Below are 26,080 nucleotides of genomic sequence, written 5' to 3'. Positions count from 1 at the left end.
GTCGTACGGAGACTTCTATGCCGATCAATGACACGCTCAACGCCTTTGTGGATCATGGCCACATCGAAGTGCAGACGACGACAGAGGGGCCTCTCGCGGGTCTCACCTTTGCGCTGAAGGATTTCTTCGATCTCGCCAATGTGCCGACCGGCGCCGGCAGCCCGGAATGGCTGGCGACACATCCGGTGCCGACAAAATCGTCGCCGGTCGTCGATCGCCTGCTCAATGCCGGAGCGAAGTTGGTCGGCAAGACGCACACCGATGAACTGGCCTGGAGCCTGAATGGCGAGAACGCGCACTACGGCACGCCGATCAATCCCGCTGCGCCCGGCCGCATCCCCGGCGGCTCGTCGAGCGGGTCGGCCGCTGCGACCGCTGGCGCGCTGGTCGACTTCGCCATCGGCTCCGACACCGGCGGCTCGGTGCGTTTGCCCGCCAGCTATTGCGGTGTCTACGGCATTCGCACCACGCATGGTCGTATTCCGCTCGATGGCGCGGTGCCGCTGGCGCCGAGTTACGACACTGTCGGCTGGTTTGCGCGCACGCCTGAATTGATGGCCGAGGTCGGCAAGGTGTTGCTCGACAATGCGCGTGCTCCGCGTCGGGTGAAGAAGGTTTTGATCGCAAGCGACCTGTTTGGCGCTGTCGATGAGAAGGTTCGCAACCTGCTGCAGCCGTCGGTCGATCGCATCAAGGCGCTGGTTGGCGCGAGCGAGGAGGTGGATGTCGCAAGCGGTGAACTCAACGTCTGGCGCAACACCTTCCGTGTAGTCCAGTCGGAAGAAGCCTGGGCCGCGCAGGGCGAATGGATCAAGGCGACCCAGCCGAAGCTTGGCCCCGGCGTGAAGGAACGCTTCGCGGCTGCGGCGGTACTCGATCCCGCCGAGATCGCGGCCGCGCACGCCATGCGCATGGCGATCGTTGAACGCGTGCTGTCGCTGCTGCCGACCGATACGGTGTTGCTGCTGCCGACCGCGCCGGGCATTGCGCCGCTGCGCAACACACCGGATGCGACGCTCGACGTGTTCCGCGCCCGCGCGATCGAACTGCTGTGTGTGTCCGGCCATGCCGGCACGCCGCAGGTCTCAATGCCTGTAGCGAAGCTCGACGATTGCCCGATCGGGTTGTCGATCATGGGCGCGCGGGACTGCGATGAGGATATTCTGCAGTTGGCTGTGGAGTTGGGGAGGGCGCAGGCCTAACAGCCGTCATTGCGAGGAGCATTTGCGACGAAGCAATCCAGACTTCGCTTTTGGCTTCTGGATTGCTTCGCTTGCAATGACGGGGAGAGTTACTTCGCCTTCCCCGCGCCCTTCTCGGCCGCGCGGCGGAGTGCCTCTGCAAATGCACCACCGCCACTGCTCTCCTGCTTCGCCGGAGCACGCGACGTCATCTGGCGCTCGTTGAAGCGCGGGCCGCGATCGGCTTGCGGGCGGTCGGCCTTGGCACCGACGGGGTCATCCATGCGCAGCGTCAGGGCGATGCGCTTGCGAGCGACTTCGACTTCCAGCACCTTCACCTTGACGATGTCGCCTGACTTCACGACCTCGCGCGGATCCTTGATGAAGGTCTTGGACATCGCCGAGATGTGCACCAGACCATCCTGATGCACGCCGATATCGACGAAGGCGCCGAAGGCAGCGACGTTGGTCACAGTGCCTTCGAGTACCATGCCGGGTTTGAGGTCGCTCAGCTTCTCGACGCCTTCCATGAACACCGCAGCCTTGAAGGCGGGGCGGGGGTCGCGGCCGGGCTTTTCGAGTTCTTTCAGAATGTCGGTGACCGTCGGCAGACCGAAGGTGTCGTCGACGAAGGTCTTCGGCTGCACCTTGCGCAGGATCTCGGCATTGCCGATCAGCGCCTTGATGTCGCTCTTGGTAGCTTCGAGAATCTTGCGCACCAGCGGATAGGCTTCCGGATGCACGCCGGACTTGTCGAGCGGATCCTCGCCATCATTGATGCGCAGGAAGCCGGCGCATTGTTCGAACGCCTTCGGGCCAAGCCGCGGCACTTCCTTCAGCGCTTTGCGTGACTTGAACGGGCCGTTGGCGTCGCGGTGCTGCACGATGCTCTGCGCCAGACCGGTGCCGATGCCGGACACGCGTGCCAGCAGCGGCGCCGATGCCGTGTTCACGTCGACACCGACGCCGTTCACGCAGTCTTCCACGACGGCATCGAGCGACCGCGCCAGTTTGCTCTCGCCGAGGTCGTGCTGATACTGGCCGACGCCGATCGCTTTTGGATCGATCTTCACCAGTTCGGCCAGCGGATCCTGCAGGCGGCGCGCGATCGACACCGCGCCGCGCAGCGTGACGTCGAGCTCGGGCAGTTCTTCAGAAGCGAAGGCCGAGGCCGAATAGACCGAGGCGCCGGCTTCCGACACCACGATCTTCGACATCTTCAAATCCGGCAGCAGCTTCACCAGCTCCATCGCCAGCTTGTCGGTCTCGCGCGAAGCGGTGCCGTTGCCGATGGCGATCAGGTCGACTTTGTGCTGCACGGCAAGCTTGCCGAGGATCGCCAGCGACGCATCCCACTGGCGCTGCGGCTCATGCGGATAGATCGTGGTCGTTGCGACGACTTTACCGGTGGCGTCGATAATCGCTGTTTTCACGCCCGAACGGAAACCGGGATCGAGACCCATGGTGACGCGCGCGCCGGCAGGCGCTGCGAGCAGCAGGTCGCGCAGGTTCGATGCGAAGACGCGGACGCCTTCTTCTTCCGCCGCCGTCCACAGCCGCATGCGCAGGTCGATGTTGAGATGGACCTGGATCTTGGTCCGCCAGGCCCAGCGCGTGGTTTCGGTCAGCCACTTGTCACCGGGGCGGCCTTGATCGGAAACGCCGAAGCGATTCATGATCTTCAGCTCATAGGAGCTCGGTGTGGTGGTCGGGGCGGGCGTCGCCGGCACCGGCTCAGGCTGCATCGCGAGATCGAGGATCTCTTCCTTCTCGCCGCGGAACAGCGCGAGAATTCTGTGTGACGGCAGCTTGTGCAGCGGTTCGCTGAAGTCGAAATAGTCCTTGAACTTCTCGCCTTCGGTCTTCTTGCCGGTGCGCACGGTCGAGGCCATCAGGCCGTTCGACCACATCTGCTCGCGCAACGCGCCGATCAGATCGGCGTCCTCGGCGAAGCGCTCGACAAGAATGGCGCGCGCCCCGTCGAGCGCAGCGGCGACATCGGCGACGTTCTTCTCGGCATTGACGAAAGCTTCTGCAACTTTCTTCGGATCGTTCTGCGGCTCGGTGAGCAGCAGCTCAGACAGCGGCTCGAGGCCGGCTTCCTTGGCGATCTCGGCCTTGGTGCGTCGCTTCGGTTTGAACGGCAGATAGATGTCCTCGAGACGGCCCTTGGTGTCGGCGGTCATAATCGCCGTTTCGAGCGCGGCATCGAGCTTGCCCTGTTCGCGCACCGATTCCAGAATCACGAGGCGGCGTTCTTCGAGTTCGCGCAGATAGGTCAGGCGTTCTTCCAGCGTGCGCAGCTGCGCGTCATCGAGACCGCCGGTGATTTCCTTGCGGTAGCGTGCAACGAAGGGCACCGTTGCGCCGCCGTTGAGCAGTTCTACCGTCGCCGCGACCTGCTGTTCGCGCACGCCAAGTTCGTCTGCGATCTTCTGATTGATGTTTGCCACGCGTAGAGATTCCTTCGAAATTCCGTGGCGGGTCATACCGCCGTCGCAAAACGCTTATGGACCGATGCCGCACGATTCATCAACCCCGCCGGATGCAGTCGATTGTTCTGTGGATCGCGTTGTTTTGCTTCGAAAATTGCAGTGTTCGATGCGCTTCATGACAGCGCGGCTGTGCAAAAATATAATGCTAGATCGCGGCCGGCGAACTGTGTAGACGGACGTTCCTTTCGGGAGCGGCAATGTCGGTTTGTGGTCTGGATTTTGGGACGTCGAACACGACGCTAGGCACGGTCATCAATGATGTTCCGGTGCTGGCGGCGCTCGAAGACTATCATGTCACAATTCCGAGTGCGATCTTTTACAAGGCCGATACCGGCGCCTTCATCGGCCGCAAAGCGATCGAAGCCTATGTCGAGGGGGCGCCTGGCCGCCTGATGCGCAGCCTTAAATCCGTGCTTGGCACGTCGCTGATCGACGAGACGACGCGCGTCGGCCGCGAACGCGTCAGCTTCCGCAATGTCATCGCCTATTATCTCGGTGCGGTGAAGCGGCGTGCGGAACAGGCCACAGGGCTTGAACTCCGCCAAGTCGTCCATGGCCGTCCCGTCCATTTCGTCGATGACAATCCGGCGGGCGATGCCAAGGCCGAAGCTACGCTGCGCGCCATCGCGAAAGACGTCGGCTTCGAGGACGTCACGTTCCAGTTCGAGCCGATTGCCGCGGCGCTGGATTACGAGCGCCAGATCAATTCGGAGGAGATCGCGCTGATCGCCGATATCGGCGGCGGCACGTCGGATTTCTCCATCGTGCGCCTTTCGCCCGAGCGGCACCGTCTTGCCGATCGCAAGGACGACATTCTCGCCAATGACGGCGTGCGCATCGGCGGTACCGATTTCGACAGACATCTCAGCCTCGGCGTGATCATGCCGCTGCTCGGCTATCGCTCGGCAATGAAGCGCGCGGGGCTCGATGTGCCGTCAGGCTATTTCCACGATCTGGCGACCTGGTCGAGCATCAACCGGATGTACGATTCCAAGGTCATGAATGAGGTGAAACAGGTGCGCTATGAGGCACAGCAGCCGGAGCTGCTGGACCGTCTCGTGCGCGTACTGGACGAGCAGCGCGGCCACACACTGGCCATGGAAGTCGAGGGCGCCAAGATTGGCCTGTCCGACAAGCCGAAATCGAGCATCGCGCTGGACTGGATCGAGCCTGGCCTTGCGGCCGGCGTCGCCCGCAAGGAACTCGTCAGCCATACCCAATTGCTTGCCGATCGGATCACCGCTCGGATCAAGATCTGCCTGAACCAGGCCGGATTGAAGCCCGAAGCGATCGATGCGGTGTTCCTGACCGGCGGTTCGGTGCAGCTCGCCCATGTCCGCAAGGCGATCACGGCGGCCCTGCCGGCCGCCCGCGCCATCGATGGCGACACGTTCGGGGCCGTCGGCAAGGGTCTGACTGTCGAGGCGGCCCGACGCTACGGGCAGGGTTAGACGCCGAGGGCCGGACAAGGCCCGAACGCCTTGTGGCTATGCGTGGCCGTCGCTTGATCCGGCGCCCGGTGCAACCATATTAAGCCCATGGCGAAGCTCTCGAATCGCGACAGGATTCTCACCGCAGGCCTCGCGGTCGTGCATGCGCGCGGCTATGCGGGGGCCAGTGTTCGCGACATCGTGCATGCCGCCGGCGTGCCGCAGGGCACCTTCACCAACCACTTTACCTCCAAGGAAGAATTCGGCCTCGAGATCATCGATCTCTATTTCGCGAAGGGCCGCGAGCTGATGGCGCAGACGCTGCGCAATGAAGGCCTGTCGCCACTGGCGCGGTTGCGCGCCTATATCGATGCCAACGTGGCCCGGCTCACCGAAGACCAGATGTGCAATGGCTGCCTGTTCGGCAACTTCACGGCAGAAGCCAGCGACCACAGCGACCTCATTCGCGACCGGCTGCTGACGATCTTCGCCGATGTTCAGCGGAGTATTGCTGAATGCCTGACCTCCGCGGTGAAAGCCGGCGAGCTGCCGGCCGACTTCAAATGCGCGGAGGTTGCGGGTTTCATCGTCTCCTCGCTGCAGGGCGCCAACCTGCTGTCGAAAGCCGAACGCAGCCCGGCACCGATTGAGCGCTTCGCGCAGGTGCTGTTCAAGCAGGTGCTGCGCTGAGCTGATTGCTGCTCTGCACAGACATTGCCGCTCCCCGGGTCTTTCGCTAAACCGTGCGACATGACAGCGCGGCCCGCAGAGGCCGTCGCCGACAACAAGCGACCGGGAGTGAACCATGAGCCAGACCGCCGTCGGCGCGCGCGCCACGCGCAGCGCGAAATCCGACATCGAAGCCTCAACCATCCGCGCCATTTCCTGGCGGCTGATCCCGTTTCTGGTGCTGGCTTATTTCCTGGCCTATCTCGACCGCGTCAATCTTGGCTTCGCCGCGCTCACCATGAATGCCGAGCTGAATTTCTCGCCCACCGTTTTTGCGTGGGGCGCCGGCATCTTCTTCATCGGCTATTTCATTTTTGAAGTTCCCAGCAATATCGCGCTGGAGAAATTCGGCGCCAGCCGCTGGATCGCGCGCATTATGGTGAGCTGGGGCATCATCTCCGCGCTGATGGCGATCGTCAGTGGCCCGTGGAGCTTCTACACGCTGCGCTTTCTGCTCGGTGTCGCTGAGGCCGGCTTCTTCCCCGGCATTATCCTCTATCTCACTTACTGGTTTCCGGCAGAATATCGCGCGCGTTTCCTCGCCGCCTTCGCGATCGCGGTGCCCGTATCCACGGTGATTGGCGCGCCGATCTCCGGCATGCTGCTGGGGCTCGACGGTGTCATGGGCCTGAAGGGCTGGCAGTGGTTGTTCATCATCGAAGGCATTCCTTCGGTCATTCTCGGCGTCGTCACCTGGTTCTATCTCACCGACAAGCCTGAAAAGGCCGAATGGCTGACGCCCGACCAGAAGATGTGGCTGTCCGACAAGCTTGAAGGCGAGCGCCTTGCCAAGGAGAGCGCCCATGGCATGACGCTGGGGCAGGCGCTGTCGTCGCCGAAGGTGCTGATGCTGAGCGTGGTCTATTTCGGCTTTGTCGGCGCCCTCTATGGCATGCAGTTCTGGCTGCCGCAGATCGTGAAGGCGTTCGGCTTCACCAACCTGCAGACCGGTTTCGTCACCGCGATCCCTTATCTGTTCGGCTCCATTGCCATGGTGTTGTGGGCGCAGCATTCCGACAAGACCCGCGAACGCGTCTGGCATGTCGGTCTGCCGCTGCTGCTGACCGCCGTGGCGCTCGCACTGTCCGGCATCTCCACCAATCCGACCCTGACCATGGTCGCGCTGACGATCGCTGCGATCGGCGTGTTCTGCACCTTCGCCTTGTTCTGGACGCTGCCGACTGCGTGGCTCAGCGGCACGGCGGCCGCGGGCGCCATCGCGCTGATCAATTCGATCGGCAATCTCGCCGGCTTCGGCGGTCCCTATCTGATCGGCTGGGTCAAGGAGCTGACGGGCAGCACCTCGACCGGGCTTCTGGTCCTGGCGGCGATGCCGCTGGTCGCCGGTATTCTCGTGCTGGTCGGCAATCACGGGACAGCAACGGAGTTCGCGGCTACCGGCAAACCGGCGCGGGTGAAATAAGGCCGGGATGGGGTGCGGCAATCTGCCGAAATTGTGACCACTGACGAATATTGACATTCGTCAGTGGTCACGCCTAAATTCCCTTCGAACATTCATTCGAAGGACGCTCGTGATGCTCGGCCACACCAAAGTCAGCGCTTCCCGCAAGCCATTCGCTGCCGCGCTCTTGCTGATCCCGGCCCTTGCTCTGGCCGGATGCGGCAAGAAAACTGAGGCGGAAGCCAAGCCAACCCGCCCCGTGCTGGTCGCGACTGTGCATTACGAGCCGGAATCGCCGCAGCGCAGTTTCGTCGGCACCATCCGCCCGCGGATCGAGACCGATATGGGCTTCCGGGTGACCGGCAAGGTCGCCAAGCGCCTCGTGGAGGTCGGCCAGAACGTCGAGATCGGCCAGCCACTGGCTACGCTCGACGAGGTCGATCTGAAGCTGCAGGCCGAGCAGGCCGTCGCCGAACTCAACGCATCCACGGGCGTGCTGGCCAATGCCACTGCAGCCGAGGGCCGCGCCACCGAATTGCGCGCCAAGGGCTGGTCCACTCAGGCACAGCTCGATCAGGCCAAGGCCACAGGCGACGAAGCCCGCGCGCGTCTCAATCGCGCCGAACGCTCGGTCGAACTCACCAAGAACAGCCTTTCTTATGCGACGCTGATCGCCGACACCCGCGGCGTTGTCACCGCGACGCTGATCGATGCCGGGCAGGTCGTCGCCGCAGGGCAGGCCGCCATCCGTGTCGCGCGTTTCGGCGAGAAGGAGGCGGTGGTTTCCATTCCGGAAACGCTGGTTGGCCGCGCCAAGGAAGGCAAAGCTAGCGTGACGCTGTGGTCCGAGCCCGGCAAGCAATATGCTGCCAAGCTGCGTGAACTGGCGCCCAATGCCGACACCGCGACGCGCACTTATCTCGCCAAGTTCTCGCTGCCCGAGGCCGACGACAAGGTGTCGCTCGGCATGACGGCGACGCTGACGCTCTCCGATCCCGCCACCGAACGCGTTGCGCGCGTGCCGCTCTCGGCGCTGTTCAGCCAGGGCAACAACCCTTCGCTCTACGTCGTGAGCGCATCGGGCGACGTCGCGCTGCAGCCCGTCAAGGTGAAGTCCTATGAGAGCAACGACGTCATCATATCAGGTGGCGTCGATGAAGGTGCCAAGATCGTGACGCTCGGGGTGCAGAAACTGGACCCTGCGCTGAAGGTCCACGTCGTCTCCGCATTGTCGTTTTAAGACACTCGCATTCAAAGGACGAAGCCGATGCATCGCTTCAACCTCTCCGCCTGGGCGGTCAGCCATCCCGCGCTGATCCTGTTTCTGATCATCGCGCTCGGCGTCGGCGGCTTCTTCTCGTACGAGAAGCTGGGCCGCGCCGAAGATCCGTCCTTCACGGTGAAGGTCGTTAACGTCACGGCGATCTGGCCGGGCGCGACCGCCAAGGAAATGCAGGAGCAGGTTGCAGATCCCATCGAGAAAAAGATGCAGGAGCTGCCTTACTTCGACAAGGTGCAGACCTATTCGAAGCCGAACTTCACGGCGCTGCAGGTCACGTTCAAGGACAATGCGCCGGCCAAGGACGTGCCGTTCCTGTTCTATCTGCTGCGCAAGAAGCTTGCCGACGTGCAGGGCAGCTTGCCGGCCAATCTGGTCGGGCCAACGGTCAATGATGAGTTCAGCGACGTCGACTCCATCCTCTACATGATGACTGGTGACGGCGCCGACTTCAAACAGTTGAAGGTGGTCGCTGAAGGCCTGCGCCAGCGCCTGCTGAAGGTGAAAGGCGTCACCAAGGTCAATCTCTACGGCGCCCAGGACGAGCGCATTTTCGTCGAATTCTCCCACGCCAAGCTGGCGACGCTCGGCATCACGCCGCAGACGCTGTTCGACTCGCTCGCCAAGCAGAACGCGATCCAGCCGGCGGGCACGGTGGAAACCTCGTCGCAGCGCGTGCCGCTGCGTGTCACCGGTGCACTTGATGGCGCCAAAACCGTCGCGGAGACGCCGGTCGAGAGTAACGGGCGCACGTTCCGCCTCGGCGATATCGCGACGGTTAGCCATGGCTTCGTCGATCCGCCGGATTTCAAGGTCCGGCAGAAGGGCCAATACGCACTCGGCATCGGCGTGGTGACGGCGAACGGCGCCAACATTCTTGAACTCGGCAAGGACGTCGAAAAGGCCAAGAATGAGTTCATGGTCGCCGTCCCGCAGGGCGTCAATGTCGAGCAGATCGCCGATCAGCCGCTGGTGGTCGAACACGCCGTTGGCGAATTCACGCACTCGTTCATCGAGGCCCTGGGGATCGTGCTGTTCGTCAGCTTCCTTGCGCTCGGCTGGCGCACCGGCATCGTGGTCGCACTGTCGGTGCCGTTGGTGCTTGGTATCGTCTTCATGGTCATGAATGCGATGGGCATGGACCTGCATCGCATCACGCTCGGCGCGTTGATTATCGCGCTCGGCCTCCTGGTCGACGACGCGATCATTGCGGTCGAGATGATGGTGGTGAAAATGGAACAGGGCTGGGACCGCGTGCGCGCAGCGTCCTTCGCCTGGGAGTCCACGGCATTTCCGATGCTCACGGGCACGCTCATTACGGCCGTCGGCTTCCTGCCGATCGGCTTTGCGAATTCCGCAGTGGGCGAATATGCCGGCGGCATTTTCTGGGTTGTGGCGATATCGCTGATCGCCTCGTGGTTCGTCGCGGTGATCTTCACGCCCTATATCGGCGTCAAGCTGCTGCCGAATTTTGCTGCCCACGGAAAGGCCAATCACGATCCGCATGCGGTCTATGAGACGCGCATGTATCGCGGGTTGCGCAGCGTCGTGCAGTGGTGCGTCACGCACCGCATCAAGGTGGTGGCTGCCACCGTCGGCATCTTCATCGCGGCCATCGTCGGTTTCGGCCATGTCCAGCAGCAGTTCTTCCCGCTGTCTGAGCGCCCCGAACTGTTCCTGCAGCTGCGCCTGCCGGAAGGCACGGCCTTTGGCGTTACCGAAAAGGCGGTCAAGGACGCCGAGAAGCTGCTCAAGGACGACAAGGACATCGCCACCTATACGGCCTATGTCGGCCGCGGCTCGCCGCGCTTCTGGCTCGGCCTCAATCCGCAGCTCCCGAACGAGGCCTTCGCCGAGATCGTGATTGTGTCCAAGGATGTCGAGGCACGTGAGCGCATCAAGTCCAAGATCGAGAAGGCCGTCGCCGATGGCCAGCTGCCGGAAGCACGCGTGCGCGTCGATCGCTTCAATTTCGGTCCGCCGGTCGGTTTCCCCGTCCAGTTCCGCGTCATCGGGCCGGATACCGCGACCGTGCGGGATATAGCCTACAGGGTGCGCGAAGTAATGCGCGCCAACAAGAATATGGTCGATCCGCAGCTCGACTGGAACGAACAGACACCTTCCCTCAGGCTGGTGGTCGACCAGGATCGCGCCCGTGCGCTCGGCCTGACGCCGCAGGAGTTGTCACAATCCCTGGCGATGCTGATCTCCGGCGCGTCGGTCACGAACGTGCGTGACGGTATCGAGAAAGTGGGTGTCGTTGCCCGTGCCGTTCCGTCGGAACGCCTCGATCTCGGCCGTGTGGGCGATCTCACTATCATCTCGCGCAACGGCGTTCCGGTGCCGCTGTCGCAGGTGGCGAAGATCGAATACGCCCATGAGGAGCCGATCCTTTGGCGCCGTAACCGCGACATGGCGATCACCGTGCGCGGCGACGTCGTCGACGGCGTGCAGCCGCCGGATGTCACCAACCAGATCTGGCCGCAGTTGCAGCAGATCCGCGACAGCCTGCAGCCGGCCTACCGCATCGAGATCGGCGGCGCGGTGGAAGAATCCAGCAAGGGCAATGCCTCGATCGCCGTGCTGTTTCCGCTGATGATGATCATCATGCTGACGCTGCTGATGGTGCAGTTGCAGAGCTTCTCGCGCCTGATCCTGGTGTTCCTGACGGCGCCGCTCGGCATCGTCGGCGCCTCGTTGGCGCTGAACGTCGCCAACAAGCCGTTCGGCTTCGTGGCACTGCTCGGCCTGATCGCGCTGGCGGGTATGATCATGCGCAACGCCGTTATTCTGGTGGATCAGATCGAAACCGACGTGCGGCACGGCCTGACCCGCCGCGAAGCCATCGTCGAGGCGACCGTGCGCCGTGCGCGTCCGGTCATCCTGACGGCGCTGGCGGCCATTTTGGCGATGATCCCGCTGTCGCGCTCGGCCTTCTGGGGGCCGATGGCGGTCACCATCATGGGTGGATTGTTTGTGGCGACGTTCTTGACGTTGTTGTATCTCCCGGGTCTCTATGCGCTATGGTTTCGCAAGAGCCTGGATGAACGCGGATCGGGTGAGGATGTGGATCATCACGCACCGCACCATCACGACAAGCAACAGGCCTTTCCGCTTGCTGCCGAATAACTGAAGACTGCACTCCGAGATGACTCTGATTTCTGATCACGTCGAAGCCGATATGCGGGGCCGCATCGTTGTGGTCGCGGAAAAGCTGTTTCGTGAAATCGGCTACCAGAAGACCACCGTGGCTGATATCGCCAAGGTGCTCCGGATGAGCCCGGCGAACGTCTATCGCTTCTTCGATTCGAAGAAGTCGATCATCGCGGCCGTGGCGCAGCGATTGATGGGGGAAGTTGAAGAGGCCGCTGGAGCGATTGCTGAAAATCCGCAGCCGGCCGCCGCGCGGCTCCGCGAACTGCTGACGTCGATCCATGAGATGAATGCCGAACGCTATGTCGGCGATGCCAAGCTGCATGAGATGGTCGCCATCGCCATGGAAGAGAGTTGGGATGTCTGCACTGCTCATATGGAGCGCATCACCGTTACCATCGGCGGTGTCATCGCGGACGGTGCTGCCAAGGGTGAGTTTCAGGCTCCGGAAGTCGAATTGGCAGCCATGTGCGCCTGCACCGCCATGATGCGGTTCTTTCACCCGCAGATGATCGCGCAATGTGCGACGAAACCTGGCCCGACCCTGGACCAGATGATCGACTTCGTTCTTGCCGGGTTGGCCCCGCGGGGCTAGACGATCTCTCTGACGTCAATTCAGGGGATCTTCCGCGTGACCGCATTCGATCTGCATTCTTACGAGCCCGTCAACGGCCACGGCCTCAAGCACGATCCCTTCAATGCCATCATCGGTCCGCGTCCGATCGGGTGGGTCTCCTCCCGGGATGCCAATGGCCACGTTAATCTGGCGCCATACAGCTTCTTCAACGCCTTCAACTACACGCCGCCGCTGATCGGCTTTTCCAGCATCGGGATCAAGGACTCCGCCCGCAACATGCAGGCGACGAAGGAATTCGTCTGGAATTTGGCCACCATGGATCTGGCCAAGCAGATGAACGCCACGGCGGCGCATGTCGGCCCGGAAGTCGATGAATTCGAGATCGCCGGCCTGACGCCGGTGCCGAGCAAGCTGGTCAATGTGCCACGGGTCGGCGAAGCCCGCGTTGCTTTCGAGTGCAAGGTGACCCAGATCATCGAACTCAAGGGCGCCAACGGCGCTTCGGCCAACGCCTTCCTCACCATGGGTGAAGTCGTCGCCGTGCATATCGACAAGACCCTGATCGTGGATGGCGTGTACCAGACCGCATTGGCTGGCCCGATCCTGCGCGCCGGCCGCCGCGGCGACTATTTCCACATCAAGCAGGACGCCATGTTCGAGATGAACCGGCCGGACTGAGGCCGGCTATTCTTCCGGCATTTCGGTCGCGCGACCACTGGTCACGCGGCGGGAAATCGCCTTTCGGGAACCGTTGCGGTATCCTGTCGTTAATGATGGCTCGATGCTGTCAAATTTCGCTTGAATTTCAATGCGAAAGCTAAAGTGACACCGACACCGTCCCGCTAAGAGCGTCTGCCTTTTGGCGCCCGTGGTCCGCCCGGACTGCTGGTCGTCTCGATTGAGAGGAAGCCTCCATGAGCTCGTCCAGCTTGCGCCGTGATTATCTCACCAAGCCGATCTTTGGCTGGGCCAAGGGCGTGCTACCGAAAATGTCGGATACCGAGCGCGAGGCGCTGGAAGCCGGCGACGTCTGGTGGGATGCGGATCTGTTCACCGGCAATCCGAACTGGGCCAAGCTGCTCGCCGTCAAGCCGGCCACACTGACGGACGAAGAACAGGCCTTCATGACCGGGCCGGTGGATCGCCTCTGCGAGATGATCGACGACTGGAAGATCAATTGGGACTTGCGCGATCTGCCGCCGGACGTCTGGGAGTTCATCAAGCGCGAAAAGTTCTTCGGTATGATCATTCCGAAGGAATTCGGAGGTCTTGGCTTCTCGCCTTATGCGCATTCGGAAGTGGTGCGCAAGATTTCGTCGCGGTCGGTGGTCGCCGCCGTCACCGTGATGGTGCCCAACTCGCTCGGCCCCGGCGAACTGCTGATGAAATTCGGCACCGACGCGCAGCGCCAGCGCTGGCTGCCGCGCCTTGCCGATGGACGCGACATTCCCTGTTTCGGCCTCACCAGCCCGGAAGCGGGCTCGGACGCGGCCTCGATGATCGACAGCGGCATCATCTGCAAGGGCACCTTCGAAGGCCAGGAGGTTCTGGGCCTGCGCCTCAACTGGCACAAGCGCTACATCACGCTCGGCCCGGTCGCGACGCTGATCGGTCTCGCCTTCAAGGCCTATGACCCCGATCACCTCGTGGGCTCACAGGATGAGCTTGGCATCACGGTTGCGCTGATCCCGCATGATCTTCCGGGCGTCGAGATCGGCCAGCGCCATCTACCGTCGATGCAGGTGTTCCAGAACGGCCCGAACTGGGGCCGCGACGTTTTCATCCCGCTCGACTACATCATCGGCGGTCAGGAGCGGCTTGGTCAGGGTTGGAAGATGCTGATGTCGGCGCTCGCCGCCGGCCGTGGCATCTCATTGCCGTCCCTGTCTGCGGCCGGTGCCGCCTATGCCGCGCGCACCACTGGTGCCTATGCCCGCATCCGCGAACAGTTCAACATTTCGATCAGCAAGTTCGAAGGCATCGAGGAGCCGCTCGCCCGCATCGCCGGCACGGCCTATCTGCTCGATGCCGCACGGCGCCTGACCTCGGCGGCGCTCAATCAAGGCCATCATCCCGCGGTTATCTCCGGCATCATGAAGCTGCATGCCACCGAGCGTATGCGCCTGGCCATCGATGATGCCATGGACATCCATGGCGGCAAGGCTGTGATCGACGGACCGCAGAATTATATGGGCAATCTCTATCGCGCGGTGCCGGTCGGCATCACGGTGGAAGGTGCCAACATCCTGACGCGCAATCTCATCGTGTTCGGGCAGGGCGCCATCCGCGCGCATCCCTATTTGTTGCAGGAAATGAATGCGCTCGGCGATCCCGACAAGGCGAAGGGCTTAGAGGCCTTCGACACCGCGTTCTGGAAACATATCGGCCATAGCGTCACCACGCTGTTCCGCGCCTGGGGTCGCTGCTGGACCGGTGGCGTATTCGCGCCTGCGCCGGATGCCGGCGATGCCACACAGTTTTATCGCCAGCTCTCGCGTTATTCCTCGGCCTTCGCATTGTGTGCCGACATGGCGTTGTTGACGCTGGGCGGAGCGTTGAAGCGCAAGGAAATGCTGTCGGCCCGGTTCGGCGATATTCTCTCCGAGCTTTATCTGCTCTCGGCTGCGTTGAAGCGCTGGGAGGACGAAGGCCGCCAGCAGGACGACCTGCCGGCGCTTGAATGGTGTATGGCGTCCGGCTTCAAGACCATCGAGAACCGCTTTGCGGAGATTCTGGCCAACCTGCCGAACCGCTTTGTCGCCGGCATCCTCAAATTCATCGTGCAGCCATATGGTGCATCGGTGCTCGGGCCTTCGGATCGTGTGGTGCATCGCTGCGCGCAGATGATCCTGGAGCCGTCGGCGACGCGCGATCGCCTGACGCCGGACCTTTCGCATGTTGACGACGATCGCGGGCTGGCGCGGCTGGAGAAGGCGTTCAAACTGGTGACATCGAGTGACGATATTGCCAAGCGCATCCGCACGGCAAAGCTCAAGAACTGGAAGGATGCAGTGGCACAGGGCGTCATCACTCAGGCCGAGGGCGAAAAGCTCGCCGCTGCGCAGGAAGCCGTCAAGCTGGTGATCGAGGTCGATCACTTCGCACCGGAAGAGCTGTCGCCCGGCTATAAGAAGTCCGATAACGTGCACCAGTTCTTCCAGGAACTTGGTGAGCAGCGGGCAGCAAGCTGATGGCAAGACTTTCATGACAAGACCAGTCTATATCGTCGACGGCAGCCGCACGCCGTTCCTGAAGGCGCGCAGCGGCCCCGGCCCGTTCACCCCTGTCGATCTCGCCGTGCAATGCGGACGCCCGCTGCTGGCACGGCAGCCATTTGCACCAAATGCCTTCGATCAGGTGATCCTCGGCTGCGTCAATGTCATCGCCGACGAGATGAATCCTGCGCGCGTCGCCGCGCTTCGGCTCGGTATGGGCGAGGCGATGGTGGCCTTCACCGTGCAGATCAATTGCGGCTCCGGCATGCAGTCGATCGACACCGGCTATCGCTATATCCGCGAGGGGAATGCCGATTTGATTCTCGCTGGCGGTGCCGAAGCGCTCAGCCACGCGCCGCTGGTCTGGCCGCAGAACGGCGTACGCTGGTTCGCCGGGCTTGCCATGGCCAAGGGTGTGCTCGGCAAGGTGGCGGCGATCGCCAAGGCCCGGCCGGCTTATTTCAAGCCGATCATCGGCCTCGAGCGCGGTCTCACCGATCCGATCACCGACCTCAATATGGGCCAGACCGCCGAGAAGGTCGGGCACCTGTTCGGCATCACGCGTGCGCAGGCCGATGCCTATGCCGTCGAAAGTCACAAGCGCCTTGCGCATGCGCAGGAACAGGGCTGGCTGAAGGGTGAGGTCGAAACCGCCTTCGATCGCAAGGGCAATTTCTACGACCACGATGACGGCGTCCGCGCGGATTCGTCGGTCGACAAGCTCGCGACGCTGAAGCCGGTATTCGAACGTCCGTGGGGGCAGGTCACCGCCGGCAATTCCTCGCAGATCACCGACGGTGCATCATGGATGATCCTTGCGTCCGAAGACGCGGTGGTGAAACACGGTCTCAAGCCGAAGGCGGTGATCGTCGACAGCCAGTGGTCTGCGCTCGATCCGTCGATCATGGGCCTTGGTCCGGTGTTGTCGTCGAACGATCTGTTGAAGCGCAACAACATGACGATTCAGGACATCGAGACCTGGGAGCTCAACGAAGCCTTCGCCACGCAGGTACTCGGCTGTCTCGCCGCGTGGAAAGACGAAAAATTCTGCCGTGAGGTGCTCGGCCTCGATGGCGCTGCCGGCGAGATCGATCGCGCCAGGCTCAATGTCGATGGGGGGGCGATCAGCCTCGGCCATCCCGTTGGCACGTCCGGCAACCGCATTGTGCTGCATCTCGTCAATGCGATGAAGCGGCTCGGCACCAAAAGGGGAATCGCTACCGAATGTATCGGCGGCGGCCTCGGTGGCGCGATGTTGATCGAGACGGTGTGAGGGCGTCATGGACAGCAAGATCATGGACGTTCTTGGGGATCGCGTGCTCGAACTCGGGCCGGCTCCCGACACATCGGGCGCTTATCGCCACTTCAAGCTGACGCGCGATGCCGATGGCATCGCGTGGCTGTTGTTTGACCGCGCCGATGCCAGCGCCAATACGCTGCCGGCTGTGGTGCTGGAAGAATTCGATCAGGTGCTGAATGCGCTGGAAGCCCAGCGCCCGACCGGCATCGTGGTTCGTTCGGCCAAGATGTCCGGCTTCATCGCCGGCGCCGACGTTAATGAATTTCGCGGCGCCAGCGACCCATTGGAAGTCGAAACGCAGATCAGCCGCGCTCACGCGGTGATCGATCGCTTCGAGGCGCTGAAGATCCCGACGGTGGCCGTCATTCACGGTTTCTGCCTGGGCGGAGGCCTCGAAGTGGCACTGGCCTGCCAGATGCGTATTGCCATTGACGGTGCGCGCTTCGGTTTTCCGGAAGTCATGCTTGGCCTGCATCCAGGTTTGGGCGGCACCGCGCGCTTCACGCATCTGGTCAATCCAATGCAGGCGATGCCGCTGATGTTGACCGGCAAGACCATCGACGCGCGCAAGGCGAAAGCGATCGGCCTTGTCGATGCGGTGACTGAGGAACGCCATGTCCGTAACGCCGTGCGCGATGCGGTGTTCGGCAAGCTCAAGCGCGCCAAGCCGAGTGCGCTGATCCCGATCATGAACTTCTCGCCGGTGCGTGGCATTCTCGCCTCGCGCATGGTCGCTGAAGCCTCGAAGGCTGCGCCGCGCGAACATTATCCCGCGCCCTATGCGCTGATCGAGCTCTGGGAGAAACATGGCGGCGACCGTGCGGCGATGCTCAATGCCGAGAAGGCGTCCTTCGCCCGGCTAATGGTGACGCCGACGGCGCAGAACCTGATTCGCGTCTTCTTTCTGCGCGAGCAGATGAAGAAGCTCGCCGGTGACGGCAATACCATCAAGCATGTCCATGTCATCGGCGCCGGCGCCATGGGCGGCGACATCGCGGCGTGGTGCGTGCATCAGGACATCCGCGTCACGCTGGCCGACATGAAGCCCGAGCCGATCGCGGGCGCCATGAAGCGCGCCGCCGATCTCTATAGCAAGATCATCCGCAAGCGCACCGATCAGCGTGATACGCTGGATCGCCTGATCCCCGATATGGACGGCGAGGGCGTACGCAATGCCGACCTCATCATCGAGGCGGTGTCGGAGAAGCTTGAGCTGAAGCAGAAGGTCTATGCCGGCGTCGAACCGCGTATGAAGCCTGATGCGATCCTCGCCACCAACACATCCAGCATCCCGTTGCAGGATCTGCGCAGCACGCTCGCCAGGCCGGAGCGATTGCTCGGCCTGCACTTCTTCAACCCGCTGTCCCGCCTGCAACTGGTCGAAGTCGTCAGCCATGACGGCGTGGATCAGGATATGCTGAAGAAGGCCACGGCTTTCGTCGGCGCAATTGATCGCCTACCGCTGCCGGTGAAGAGTTCGCCGGGTTTCCTCGTCAATCGCGCGCTGACGCCTTACATGCTCGAGGCGATGATGCTGATGGAGGAGAAAGTCGACAAGGAAACCATCGACGCCGCCGCCGAGCAATTCGGCATGCCGATGGGTCCGATCGAACTGGCCGATCAGGTAGGCCTCGATATTTGTTTGGCCGTCGGCGACATGCTGCGCTCCAAGTTCGGCGACCTGCTGCCACCGACGCCGGCCTGGCTGCGCGAGAAGGTCAACAAGGGCGAGCTCGGCAAGAAGACTGGCAAGGGCTTCTATACGTGGCGCGACGGCAAGGCCGAGAAGAGTTCCAGTGCGGTTGCCACCGCGCGGCCGACACAGGAGATGATCGATCGCCTGGTGCTGCCGATGTCCAATGTCTGCGTCGCCTGTCTGCGCGAAGGCATCGTCGACAATGCCGATGTGGTCGATGGCGCACTGATTTTCGGAACAGGTTACGCGCCATTCCGCGGCGGCCCGTTGAACTATGCGCGGACGCGTGGAACCGAGAATATCACCGCCACGCTGCGCACGCTGGCGGCCCGGTTCGGCGATCGCTTCTCGCCGGATGCCGGCTGGGAAACCTTTAAATGATGACTCAATTTGCGGCAGGCTTTGCTCATGACTGAATCAACGACGCAGCCAGTGACGGGGCTGGATGCGGAACCGACCGGCGATCTCACCATCCGCACGGTCGCAATGCCGGCAGATACCAATGCCAATGGCGATATCTTTGGCGGCTGGCTGCTCAGCCAGATGGATCTCGGCGGCGGCATCTTTGCCGCCAAAGTGGCGAAGACGCGCACGGTCACCGTCGCCATCGAGGCGATGACCTTCCGCAAGGCCGTTCATGTCGGTGACGTCGTGTCCGTGCATGCGGAACTGGTGCGGATGGGCCGCACGTCACTTACCGTGCATATCGAGGCCTGGGTGCTTCGCCGCAACGAAAACGCCCCGATCCTGGTGACCGATGGCAATTTCACCTTCGTGTCCATTGACGAGGCGGGGCGCCCGCAGGTGATCAAGCGTCCGGACGCGACGATCTCGACCTGAGCAATTCTAAACACCGGCGGGAACGAAATACCTCCTCTGCAGTTAGTGGCCCGGAATATGCATCGCCTATCGCGTAGGGGGCCGCCATGTCAGACACTTACATCATCGAAGTCTCATCGCAGGCTGCCGGCATCGTGGTTCGCGATCCCGGTGGGTACAGGTTCTTCGCCGCGTCTCACCGTTTCAACCCGATGGAAGGCCAACTGTTTCGCAATGCGCGCGAAGCTGAACGCGCTGCCTTTCAGTTCGCGCAGGGTATCCAAGCAGCTGTGACGCCCTAGAGGGCGACTCTCTTACGACATCGCGGCGGCGAAGCGCATGGCGCCTGCGCCGGTGATGCGTTGACCATTGCCGTCAACACCCGCACCATGGAACCGTTCGATCCGAGGTGCTGTCGTGACTGCTGGCCTGACCCATCGCCAATCCGAAATCCTGAATCATGCGCGCGCCTTTGGCCGCGTGATGGTCGATGATCTGGTGCGCCGCTTCGAGGTGTCCGCACAGACCATCCGCAAGGATCTCAACGATCTCTGCGACCAGCGCCTGCTCACGCGTATCCACGGCGGCGCCATCGTCGCGTCCGGCGTCGAAAACCTCGCTTATGAAGCGCGGCGATTCGTGGCCGCCGAAGAGAAGAAGGCGATCGGCGTTGCTGCCGCGGCGCAGATTCCCAATGGCTCGTCGCTGTTCATCAATATCGGCACCACCACGGAAGAAGTCGCGAGCGCGCTGATCAATCACGAAAACCTGCTGGTCATTACCAACAATCTCAATGTGGCGATGATGCTCTATCGTCACCCGCATATCGAGGTGATTGTCGCCGGTGGCACCGTGCGCCGCTCCGATGGTGCGGTGATCGGCTCCACGGCGATCAAGCTGATTGGCCAATTCAAGGTCGATTACGCCATCATCGGCGCCTCGGCGATTGACGAGGAGGGTGCGCTGCTCGACTTCGACTATCGCGAGGTGCAGGCGGCGCAGGCGATCATCGCCAATGCCCGCAATGTCATGCTGGTCTGCGATTCGACCAAGCTGCGGCGCTCGGCGGCCGTGCGCATCGCCCATATCAGCCAGATCCAGACCTTCGTCACCGACGTGCCGCTGCCGCCCTCCTTGCAGGAGATCTGCCGGAGCCGGGGCGTTCAGGTGATCGCCGCCCTGCCGGGCTCCGCCGACGATGCGGACGACCTGGAACCCGAGCCGACCCCGCTTTAGACCCTGTTCAGATCCCGAAAACGCCAGTTGCTTTCGTTTTAGGTTGTGGTTTAATCGAAAGCGAAAGCCAAATCGCTGAAAGCGAAGATGGCGCGTCCGAAGGAAGGCGCCAGACAATTGGCGCAGGAGGGGAGACGGGGTGGGTCAGATCTACGACCTCGCAATCATTGGTGGTGGTGTGAACGGCTGCGGCATCGCCCGCGACGCCGTCGGCCGCGGCAATTCCGTGTTCCTTTGCGAGATGAACGATCTGGCCAGCGGCACCTCATCCTGGTCGACCAAGCTGATCCACGGCGGGTTGCGCTATCTCGAATATTACGATTTCAAACTGGTACGCCACGCGCTGCTGGAACGCGAAGTTCTCTGGCAGATCGCGCCGCATATCATCCGTCCCCTGCGTTTCGTGCTGCCGCATCACGCCGGTCTGCGGCCCGCCTGGCTGCTGCGCTTGGGGTTGTTTCTCTACGACCATATCGGCGGCCGTAAGCTTCTGCCCCCGACGCGCACGCTTGACCTCACCCGCGACGAGACCGGCAAGCCGCTGGCGCCCGGCCGGTTCAAGCGTGGCTTTGAATATTCCGACTGCTCGGTCGATGATGCGCGCCTTGTCGTGCTCACCGCGCGTGATGCCGCCGACCGGGGCGCTGAGATCCGCACGCGCACGCGCGCAACCGAGATCAGGCAGGCCGACGGGATGTGGCAGGTCACGGTGCAGGATAAGGCGACGGGCGACCGCTCGACCATCAGCGCGCGCACGCTGGTCAATGCCGGTGGTCCGTGGGTCGAGAATGTTCTGGCGGTCGGTGCCGGCGTCAATGCGAAAGCGAAAGTCCGCCTCGTGCAGGGCTCGCATATCGTGGTGCCGAAACTTTACAGCCACGATCGTGCCTACATCTTCCAGAACGCCGATGGTCGTATCGTGTTTGCGATTCCCTATCAGGACGATTTCACCCTGATCGGTACCACCGATATCGATTATGATGGTGATCCCGCCGATGTGAAAATCTCTGCCGACGAGATCAATTATCTCTGCAAGTCGGTCAGCGAATATCTTGCGCGGCCAGTGCTGGCCGAAGACGTGGTGTGGACCTATTCCGGCGTGCGTCCGCTCTATGACGACGGCGCCAATGAGGCCAAGGCGGCGACGCGCGACTATGTGTTCGAGCTCGATCTGCCCGGTGGCCTGCCGCTGCTGTCGATCTACGGCGGCAAGATCACGACCTATCGTCGTCTCGCCGAAGAAGCCTTGCAGAAGCTTGCGCCGTATCTGAAGGGCACCAAGGCCAGGGAAGGCTGGACGGCCCATGCCACGCTGCCTGGCGGTGATTTTGATGTCTCCGCGGTCGATGCGCTGATCGCCGAATTGTTGCGCGACTATCCGTTCCTCACCCCGGCCCATGCCAACCGCCTGGCGCATGCCTATGGCACGCGCGCCGCGAAGATGCTGGGCACCGCGAAATCGCTGGCCGATCTCGGTCAGGCCTTTGGCGCAACGCTGACCGAGCGCGAAGTGCGCTATCTCATGGCGCATGAATGGGCCGTCAGTGCCGAGGATATCGTGTGGCGCCGTTCCAAACTCGGTCTGCGCCTGTCGAAGGAAGAGATCGCGGCTCTCGATCAATGGCTGCAGGCTAATCGCGCCCAGCCCGCCAATCCAATGCGTGAAGCGGGAGCGCGGTCATGAGCGTCGCACTCGATCACGTCTCGCAGATGGTTGATGGAGTCACGACGATCCGTGACGTCTCGCTGACGCTGGAGCGCGGCACCTTGAACGTGTTGCTCGGGCCAACGCTGGCCGGCAAGACCTCGATCATGCGGCTGCTGGCCGGGCTCGACAAGCCAACACAAGGCCACGTGTTGGTCGATGGCAAGGACGTCACCGGCGTCGATATCCGTAAGCGTTCGGTGGCGATGGTCTATCAGCAGTTCATCAATTACCCCTCGCTGTCGGTCTATGAGAATATCGCCTCGCCGCTGCGCGTGCAGGGCAAGCCGAAAGCCGAGATTGAAACCCGCGTGCACGAAGCCGCGGCCTTGCTCAAGCTTGAGCCCTATCTGAAGCGCACGCCGCTGCAGCTCTCCGGTGGCCAGCAGCAGCGCACCGCCATTGCCCGCGCGCTGGTCAAGGGTGCCGATCTCGTGCTGCTCGACGAGCCGCTCGCCAATCTCGACTACAAGCTCCGCGAGGAATTGCGCACCGAACTGCCGAAAATATTCGAGGCCTCCGGTGCGATCTTCGTCTATGCGACGACGGAGCCTTCCGAAGCGCTTTTGTTGGGCGGCAGCACCGTGTGTCTGTGGGAAGGCCAGGTTTTGCAGGTCGGCCAGACTTCCAAAGTCTATCGCCATCCCGAGACTCTCAAGGCCGCCGAAGTGTTCTCCGATCCGCCACTCAATCTGGTGGTGATCGAGAAGAAGAACGGAAATGTGCACTATGCCGGTGGCGCGACAGCGCCCGCCAGCGGGCTCTACGCAAACCTCGCCGACGGCAGCTATCGCGTTGGCTTCCGCGCGCATCAGCTCGAAGTCGCCAGTGGTCTCGCCGGACGGCATGCGTTTCCGGCCGAAGTGACCGTGACCGAAATCACCGGGTCGGAAAGCTTCGTCCATCTGAAGCGCGACGCGTCGAACTGGGTTGCGGTGCTGCAGGGCGTGCATGAATTCCTGCCCGGCCACATGCTCGACGCCGTGCTCGATCCCACCAATCTGTTCGTCTTCGATGGCAGCGACCGTCTGGTTGCCGCTCCCAACACTGTGCAGGGAGCGTAACATGGCCCGCATCGATCTCGTCGATCTCGCGCAGTCCTACAGCGGCCCCGATGCCGATCTGGAGAGCTTTGCCCTCAAGCCGATCTCCATGACCTGGCGGCAGGGCGGCGCCTATGCGCTGCTCGGCCCATCCGGTTGCGGCAAGACCACGCTGCTCAATTTGATCTCCGGCATCGTGACGCCGACGCGCGGGCAGATCCTGTTCGACGGCAAGGATATCACGCCGCTGTCGACGCAGAAACGCAACATCGCGCAGGTGTTCCAGTTTCCGGTCATCTACGACACCATGACAGTCGGCGAGAATCTCGCTTTTCCGCTGAAGAATCGCGGCGTGCCGAAGGCGCAGATCGATGCACGTGTCGCCGAGATCGGCGAGCTCCTCGATCTCACACCCTATCTGAATCGCAAGGCGACGCGGCTGACACCCGATGCCAAGCAGAAAATCTCGCTCGGCCGCGGTCTGGTGCGCTCCGATGTCGCCGCCGTGCTGTTCGACGAGCCGCTGACGGTGATCGATCCCGCCCTGAAATGGGAACTACGCTCGAAGCTCAAGGCACTGCACCGCGCGCTTGACCTGACCATGATCTACGTGACCCACGACCAGACCGAGGCGTTGACCTTTGCCGATACGGTGGTGGTGATGCATGACGGGCGTGTCGTACAGTCCGGCACGCCGCAGGAGCTGTTCGACAAGCCCGCACATACATTCGTCGGCTATTTCATCGGCTCGCCCGGCATGAATATCGTGCCGGCCGAAGTCAGCGGCCGCGAGGCGCGCATCGGCGGGCACGTGATCGCGCTGCAGCGCAGTTACGACAAGTTGCCAGCGGGCGCGACAATCGAAATCGGCGTTCGCCCCGAATTTGTCCATGTTGCGACGCCCGCACCGGGCTTGCTGTTGGCGCAAGTCGAGCGGGTCGACGATCTCGGCCGTATCAGTTTCGCGCGCGTCCGCATCGGCGGCGTCAAGTTCGCCGCGCGCGTACCTCAGGGATTTTCTATTGCGGGGAGCGATGTCGGGCTGGTGTTCGATCCCGGCCGGGTGCACGTTTACGCCGACAGCCGCCTTGTTGAAGGGGTTGCATGATGGACAAGACCGTCAATCAAAAAGCCTGGTTCCTCGTCCTGCCGGTGTTCCTCATCGTGGCGTTCTCCGCGGTGCTGCCGTTGATGACGGTCGTGAACTATTCGGTGCAGGACACCTTCGGCAACAACCAGTTCTTCTGGAACGGCGTTGGCTGGTTCAAGGAGCTGCTCGATCCCTCCAGCGATCTCGGCGGGCGCTTCTACGCGTCGCTGCTGCGCAATCTGGCTTTCTCCGCGATCATCCTCGCCATCGAAGTGCCGCTCGGCATTCTGGTCGCGTTGTCGATGCCGCGTGACGGCTGGCGCGTCGCAGCCTGCCTAGTGATCCTCGCGCTGCCGCTTTTGATTCCATGGAACGTGGTCGGCACCATCTGGCAGATCTTCGGGCGGCCGGACATTGGTCTGCTCGGCTACACGCTCAATCACATGGGCATCGACTATAACTATGTGTCGAACGAGTTCGATGCCTGGGCGACCGTCATCGTGATGGATGTCTGGCACTGGACCAGCCTCGTTGCGCTGCTGTGTTACGCAGGCCTGAAGTCGATCCCCGATGCCTATTATCAGGCTGCGCAAATCGACGGCGCGTCGCGCTGGGCCGTGTTTCGCGCGATCCAGCTGCCCAAGCTCAATCGCGTGCTGCTGATCGGCGTGCTGCTGCGCTTCATGGATAGTTTCATGATCTATACCGAGCCCTTCGTGGTCACCGGTGGCGGGCCCGGCAATTCGACCACCTTCGTCTCCATCGAGCTCGTCAAGATTGCGCTCGGTCAGTTCGATCTCGGCAAGGCCGCGGCGCTGTCGCTGGTCTACAACATCATCGTGCTGATCGTGTGCTGGATATTCTACACCGTGATGACCAATGCCGGCGTCGATCACACCAAGCGCGAGGGAGCGGTCTGATGCATACGATCCCTGGGCGTCGCATTATCCTGCTACTGTTTTTGGTGTTCTTGCTGCTGCCGATCTACTGGCTCGTGAATATGAGCTTCAAGACCAATGGCGAGATCGTTTCGACCATGACGCTGTGGCCGCACCAGCCGACGCTGGAGAATTACACGCGGATCTTCACCGATGAGAGCTGGTATTCCGGTTACATCAATTCGCTGAAATACGTCATCATTAACACCATCCTGTCGATCTCTTTCGCGCTGCCGGCGGCTTACGCGTTCTCGCGCTATCGTTTCCTCGGCGACAAGCACCTGTTCTTCTGGCTGCTGTCGAACCGGATGGCGCCGCCCGCCGTATTCGCGCTGCCATTCTTCAATCTCTATTCGGCCATCGGCCTGTTCGACACGCCATGGGCCGTGGCGCTGGCGCATTGCCTGTTCAACGTGCCGCTCGCAGTATGGATCCTCGAAGGCTTCGTGTCCGGCGTGCCGCGCGAGATCGACGAGACGGCATTTCTCGATGGCTACTCATTCCCGAAGTTCTTCGTGAAGATTCTCGTGCCGTTGATCGCGTCGGGCATCGGCGTCGCTGCCTTCTTCTGCTTTATGTTCTCCTGGGTCGAACTGCTGCTGGCGCGCACGCTGACCTCGGTGAATGCCAAGCCGATTTCCGCGGTCATGACGCGTACCGTGTCGGCCTCTGGTATGGATTGGGGCCTGCTCGCCGCCGCCGGCGTGCTGACCATCATCCCCGGTGCCCTCGTCATCTGGTTCGTCCGCAATTACATCGCGCGCGGGTTCGCGCTTGGCCGGGTCTAGGAGG

At 62.3% G+C, this 26,080-nt stretch carries 20 protein-coding genes; 19 read left to right on the top strand and 1 reads right to left on the bottom strand.

Features of this window, described 5'->3' with window-relative positions:
- The first annotated feature begins 17 nt into the window (after positions 1–17).
- The gene (locus AB8A23_RS01500; protein ID WP_439057088.1) at positions 18–1,202 is read left to right on the top strand and encodes an amidase; all 1,185 of its coding nucleotides are present in this window, start codon (positions 18–20) and stop codon (positions 1,200–1,202) included.
- Between the two features lie 89 nt (positions 1,203–1,291).
- Here the strand turns inward: AB8A23_RS01500 and AB8A23_RS01495 are convergent, their stop codons facing one another.
- Positions 1,292–3,634, bottom strand: coding sequence for a Tex family protein (locus AB8A23_RS01495; RefSeq protein ID WP_170849759.1), 2,343 nt, complete (start codon positions 3,632–3,634; stop codon positions 1,292–1,294).
- A gap of 239 nt (positions 3,635–3,873) precedes the next feature.
- On the opposite strand from AB8A23_RS01495, the gene AB8A23_RS01490 reads away from it, so the two are divergent.
- The 18 genes from AB8A23_RS01490 (at position 3,874) to AB8A23_RS01405 (ending at position 26,076) form a co-directional block, all read left to right on the top strand.
- Entirely contained in the window at positions 3,874–5,127 is a 1,254-nt protein-coding gene (locus AB8A23_RS01490; protein ID WP_439057089.1) for an Hsp70 family protein, read from the top strand.
- An 87-nt stretch (positions 5,128–5,214) separates the two neighbouring features.
- Positions 5,215–5,796, top strand: a complete 582-nt coding sequence (locus AB8A23_RS01485; protein WP_439057090.1) for a TetR family transcriptional regulator C-terminal domain-containing protein — start codon at positions 5,215–5,217, stop codon at positions 5,794–5,796.
- Positions 5,797–5,911: 115 nt separating this feature from the next.
- Positions 5,912–7,258 carry an MFS transporter gene (locus AB8A23_RS01480; protein ID WP_120288329.1) on the top strand — a complete coding sequence of 449 codons (1,347 nt, stop codon included), beginning with the start codon at positions 5,912–5,914 and terminating at the stop codon, positions 7,256–7,258.
- A gap of 112 nt (positions 7,259–7,370) precedes the next feature.
- On the top strand, positions 7,371–8,477 hold the full coding sequence (locus tag AB8A23_RS01475; protein WP_089262606.1) for an efflux RND transporter periplasmic adaptor subunit: 1,107 nt from the start codon (positions 7,371–7,373) through the stop codon (positions 8,475–8,477).
- Positions 8,478–8,504: 27 nt separating this feature from the next.
- Entirely contained in the window at positions 8,505–11,645 is a 3,141-nt protein-coding gene (locus AB8A23_RS01470; protein ID WP_439057091.1) for an efflux RND transporter permease subunit, read from the top strand.
- Positions 11,646–11,664: 19 nt separating this feature from the next.
- Positions 11,665–12,264: a TetR/AcrR family transcriptional regulator gene (locus AB8A23_RS01465; protein ID WP_175368658.1), complete on the top strand. Its 600-nt coding sequence runs from the start codon at positions 11,665–11,667 to the stop codon at positions 12,262–12,264.
- Between the two features lie 36 nt (positions 12,265–12,300).
- Complete coding sequence (locus AB8A23_RS01460; protein WP_089262600.1) at positions 12,301–12,924, top strand: flavin reductase family protein; 624 nt, start codon at positions 12,301–12,303, stop codon at positions 12,922–12,924.
- 236 nt (positions 12,925–13,160) lie between these two features.
- Complete coding sequence (locus AB8A23_RS01455) at positions 13,161–15,437, top strand: acyl-CoA dehydrogenase (protein ID WP_439057092.1); 2,277 nt, start codon at positions 13,161–13,163, stop codon at positions 15,435–15,437.
- A gap of 13 nt (positions 15,438–15,450) precedes the next feature.
- Complete coding sequence (locus tag AB8A23_RS01450; RefSeq protein WP_439057093.1) at positions 15,451–16,734, top strand: acetyl-CoA C-acetyltransferase; 1,284 nt, start codon at positions 15,451–15,453, stop codon at positions 16,732–16,734.
- Positions 16,735–16,741: 7 nt separating this feature from the next.
- Entirely contained in the window at positions 16,742–18,838 is a 2,097-nt protein-coding gene (locus AB8A23_RS01445; protein WP_439057094.1) for a 3-hydroxyacyl-CoA dehydrogenase NAD-binding domain-containing protein, read from the top strand.
- 27 nt (positions 18,839–18,865) lie between these two features.
- Positions 18,866–19,297 (top strand): acyl-CoA thioesterase, encoded by a 432-nt coding sequence (locus tag AB8A23_RS01440; protein ID WP_093759634.1) that lies wholly within the window; start codon positions 18,866–18,868, stop codon positions 19,295–19,297.
- A gap of 86 nt (positions 19,298–19,383) precedes the next feature.
- Positions 19,384–19,578, top strand: coding sequence for a hypothetical protein (locus AB8A23_RS01435; RefSeq protein ID WP_093759633.1), 195 nt, complete (start codon positions 19,384–19,386; stop codon positions 19,576–19,578).
- A gap of 115 nt (positions 19,579–19,693) precedes the next feature.
- Complete coding sequence (locus AB8A23_RS01430) at positions 19,694–20,512, top strand: DeoR/GlpR family DNA-binding transcription regulator (protein ID WP_338117604.1); 819 nt, start codon at positions 19,694–19,696, stop codon at positions 20,510–20,512.
- Positions 20,513–20,651: 139 nt separating this feature from the next.
- On the top strand, positions 20,652–22,196 hold the full coding sequence (gene glpD / locus AB8A23_RS01425; RefSeq protein ID WP_439057095.1) for a glycerol-3-phosphate dehydrogenase: 1,545 nt from the start codon (positions 20,652–20,654) through the stop codon (positions 22,194–22,196).
- A complete protein-coding gene (locus AB8A23_RS01420; protein WP_439057096.1) occupies positions 22,193–23,281 on the top strand; it encodes an ABC transporter ATP-binding protein in 1,089 nt (362 codons plus the stop codon). The genes glpD and AB8A23_RS01420 overlap by 4 nt, the downstream gene beginning before the upstream one ends.
- A 1-nt stretch (position 23,282) precedes the next feature.
- Entirely contained in the window at positions 23,283–24,368 is a 1,086-nt protein-coding gene (locus AB8A23_RS01415; protein WP_439057097.1) for an ABC transporter ATP-binding protein, read from the top strand.
- Positions 24,368–25,270 (top strand): carbohydrate ABC transporter permease, encoded by a 903-nt coding sequence (locus AB8A23_RS01410; RefSeq protein WP_068733714.1) that lies wholly within the window; start codon positions 24,368–24,370, stop codon positions 25,268–25,270. The genes AB8A23_RS01415 and AB8A23_RS01410 overlap by 1 nt, the downstream gene beginning before the upstream one ends.
- Entirely contained in the window at positions 25,270–26,076 is an 807-nt protein-coding gene (locus tag AB8A23_RS01405; protein ID WP_120288339.1) for a carbohydrate ABC transporter permease, read from the top strand. The genes AB8A23_RS01410 and AB8A23_RS01405 overlap by 1 nt, the downstream gene beginning before the upstream one ends.
- Positions 26,077–26,080 lie beyond the last annotated feature (4 nt).

The sequence above is a fragment of the Tardiphaga sp. 619_E2_N8_4 genome (assembly GCF_051810905.1).
In the GTDB taxonomy this organism is placed as follows: domain Bacteria; phylum Pseudomonadota; class Alphaproteobacteria; order Rhizobiales; family Xanthobacteraceae; genus Tardiphaga; species Tardiphaga robiniae.
The sequence above is the reverse complement of the archived record's forward strand: the minus strand, read 5'-3'. Positions and strand labels throughout refer to the sequence as shown.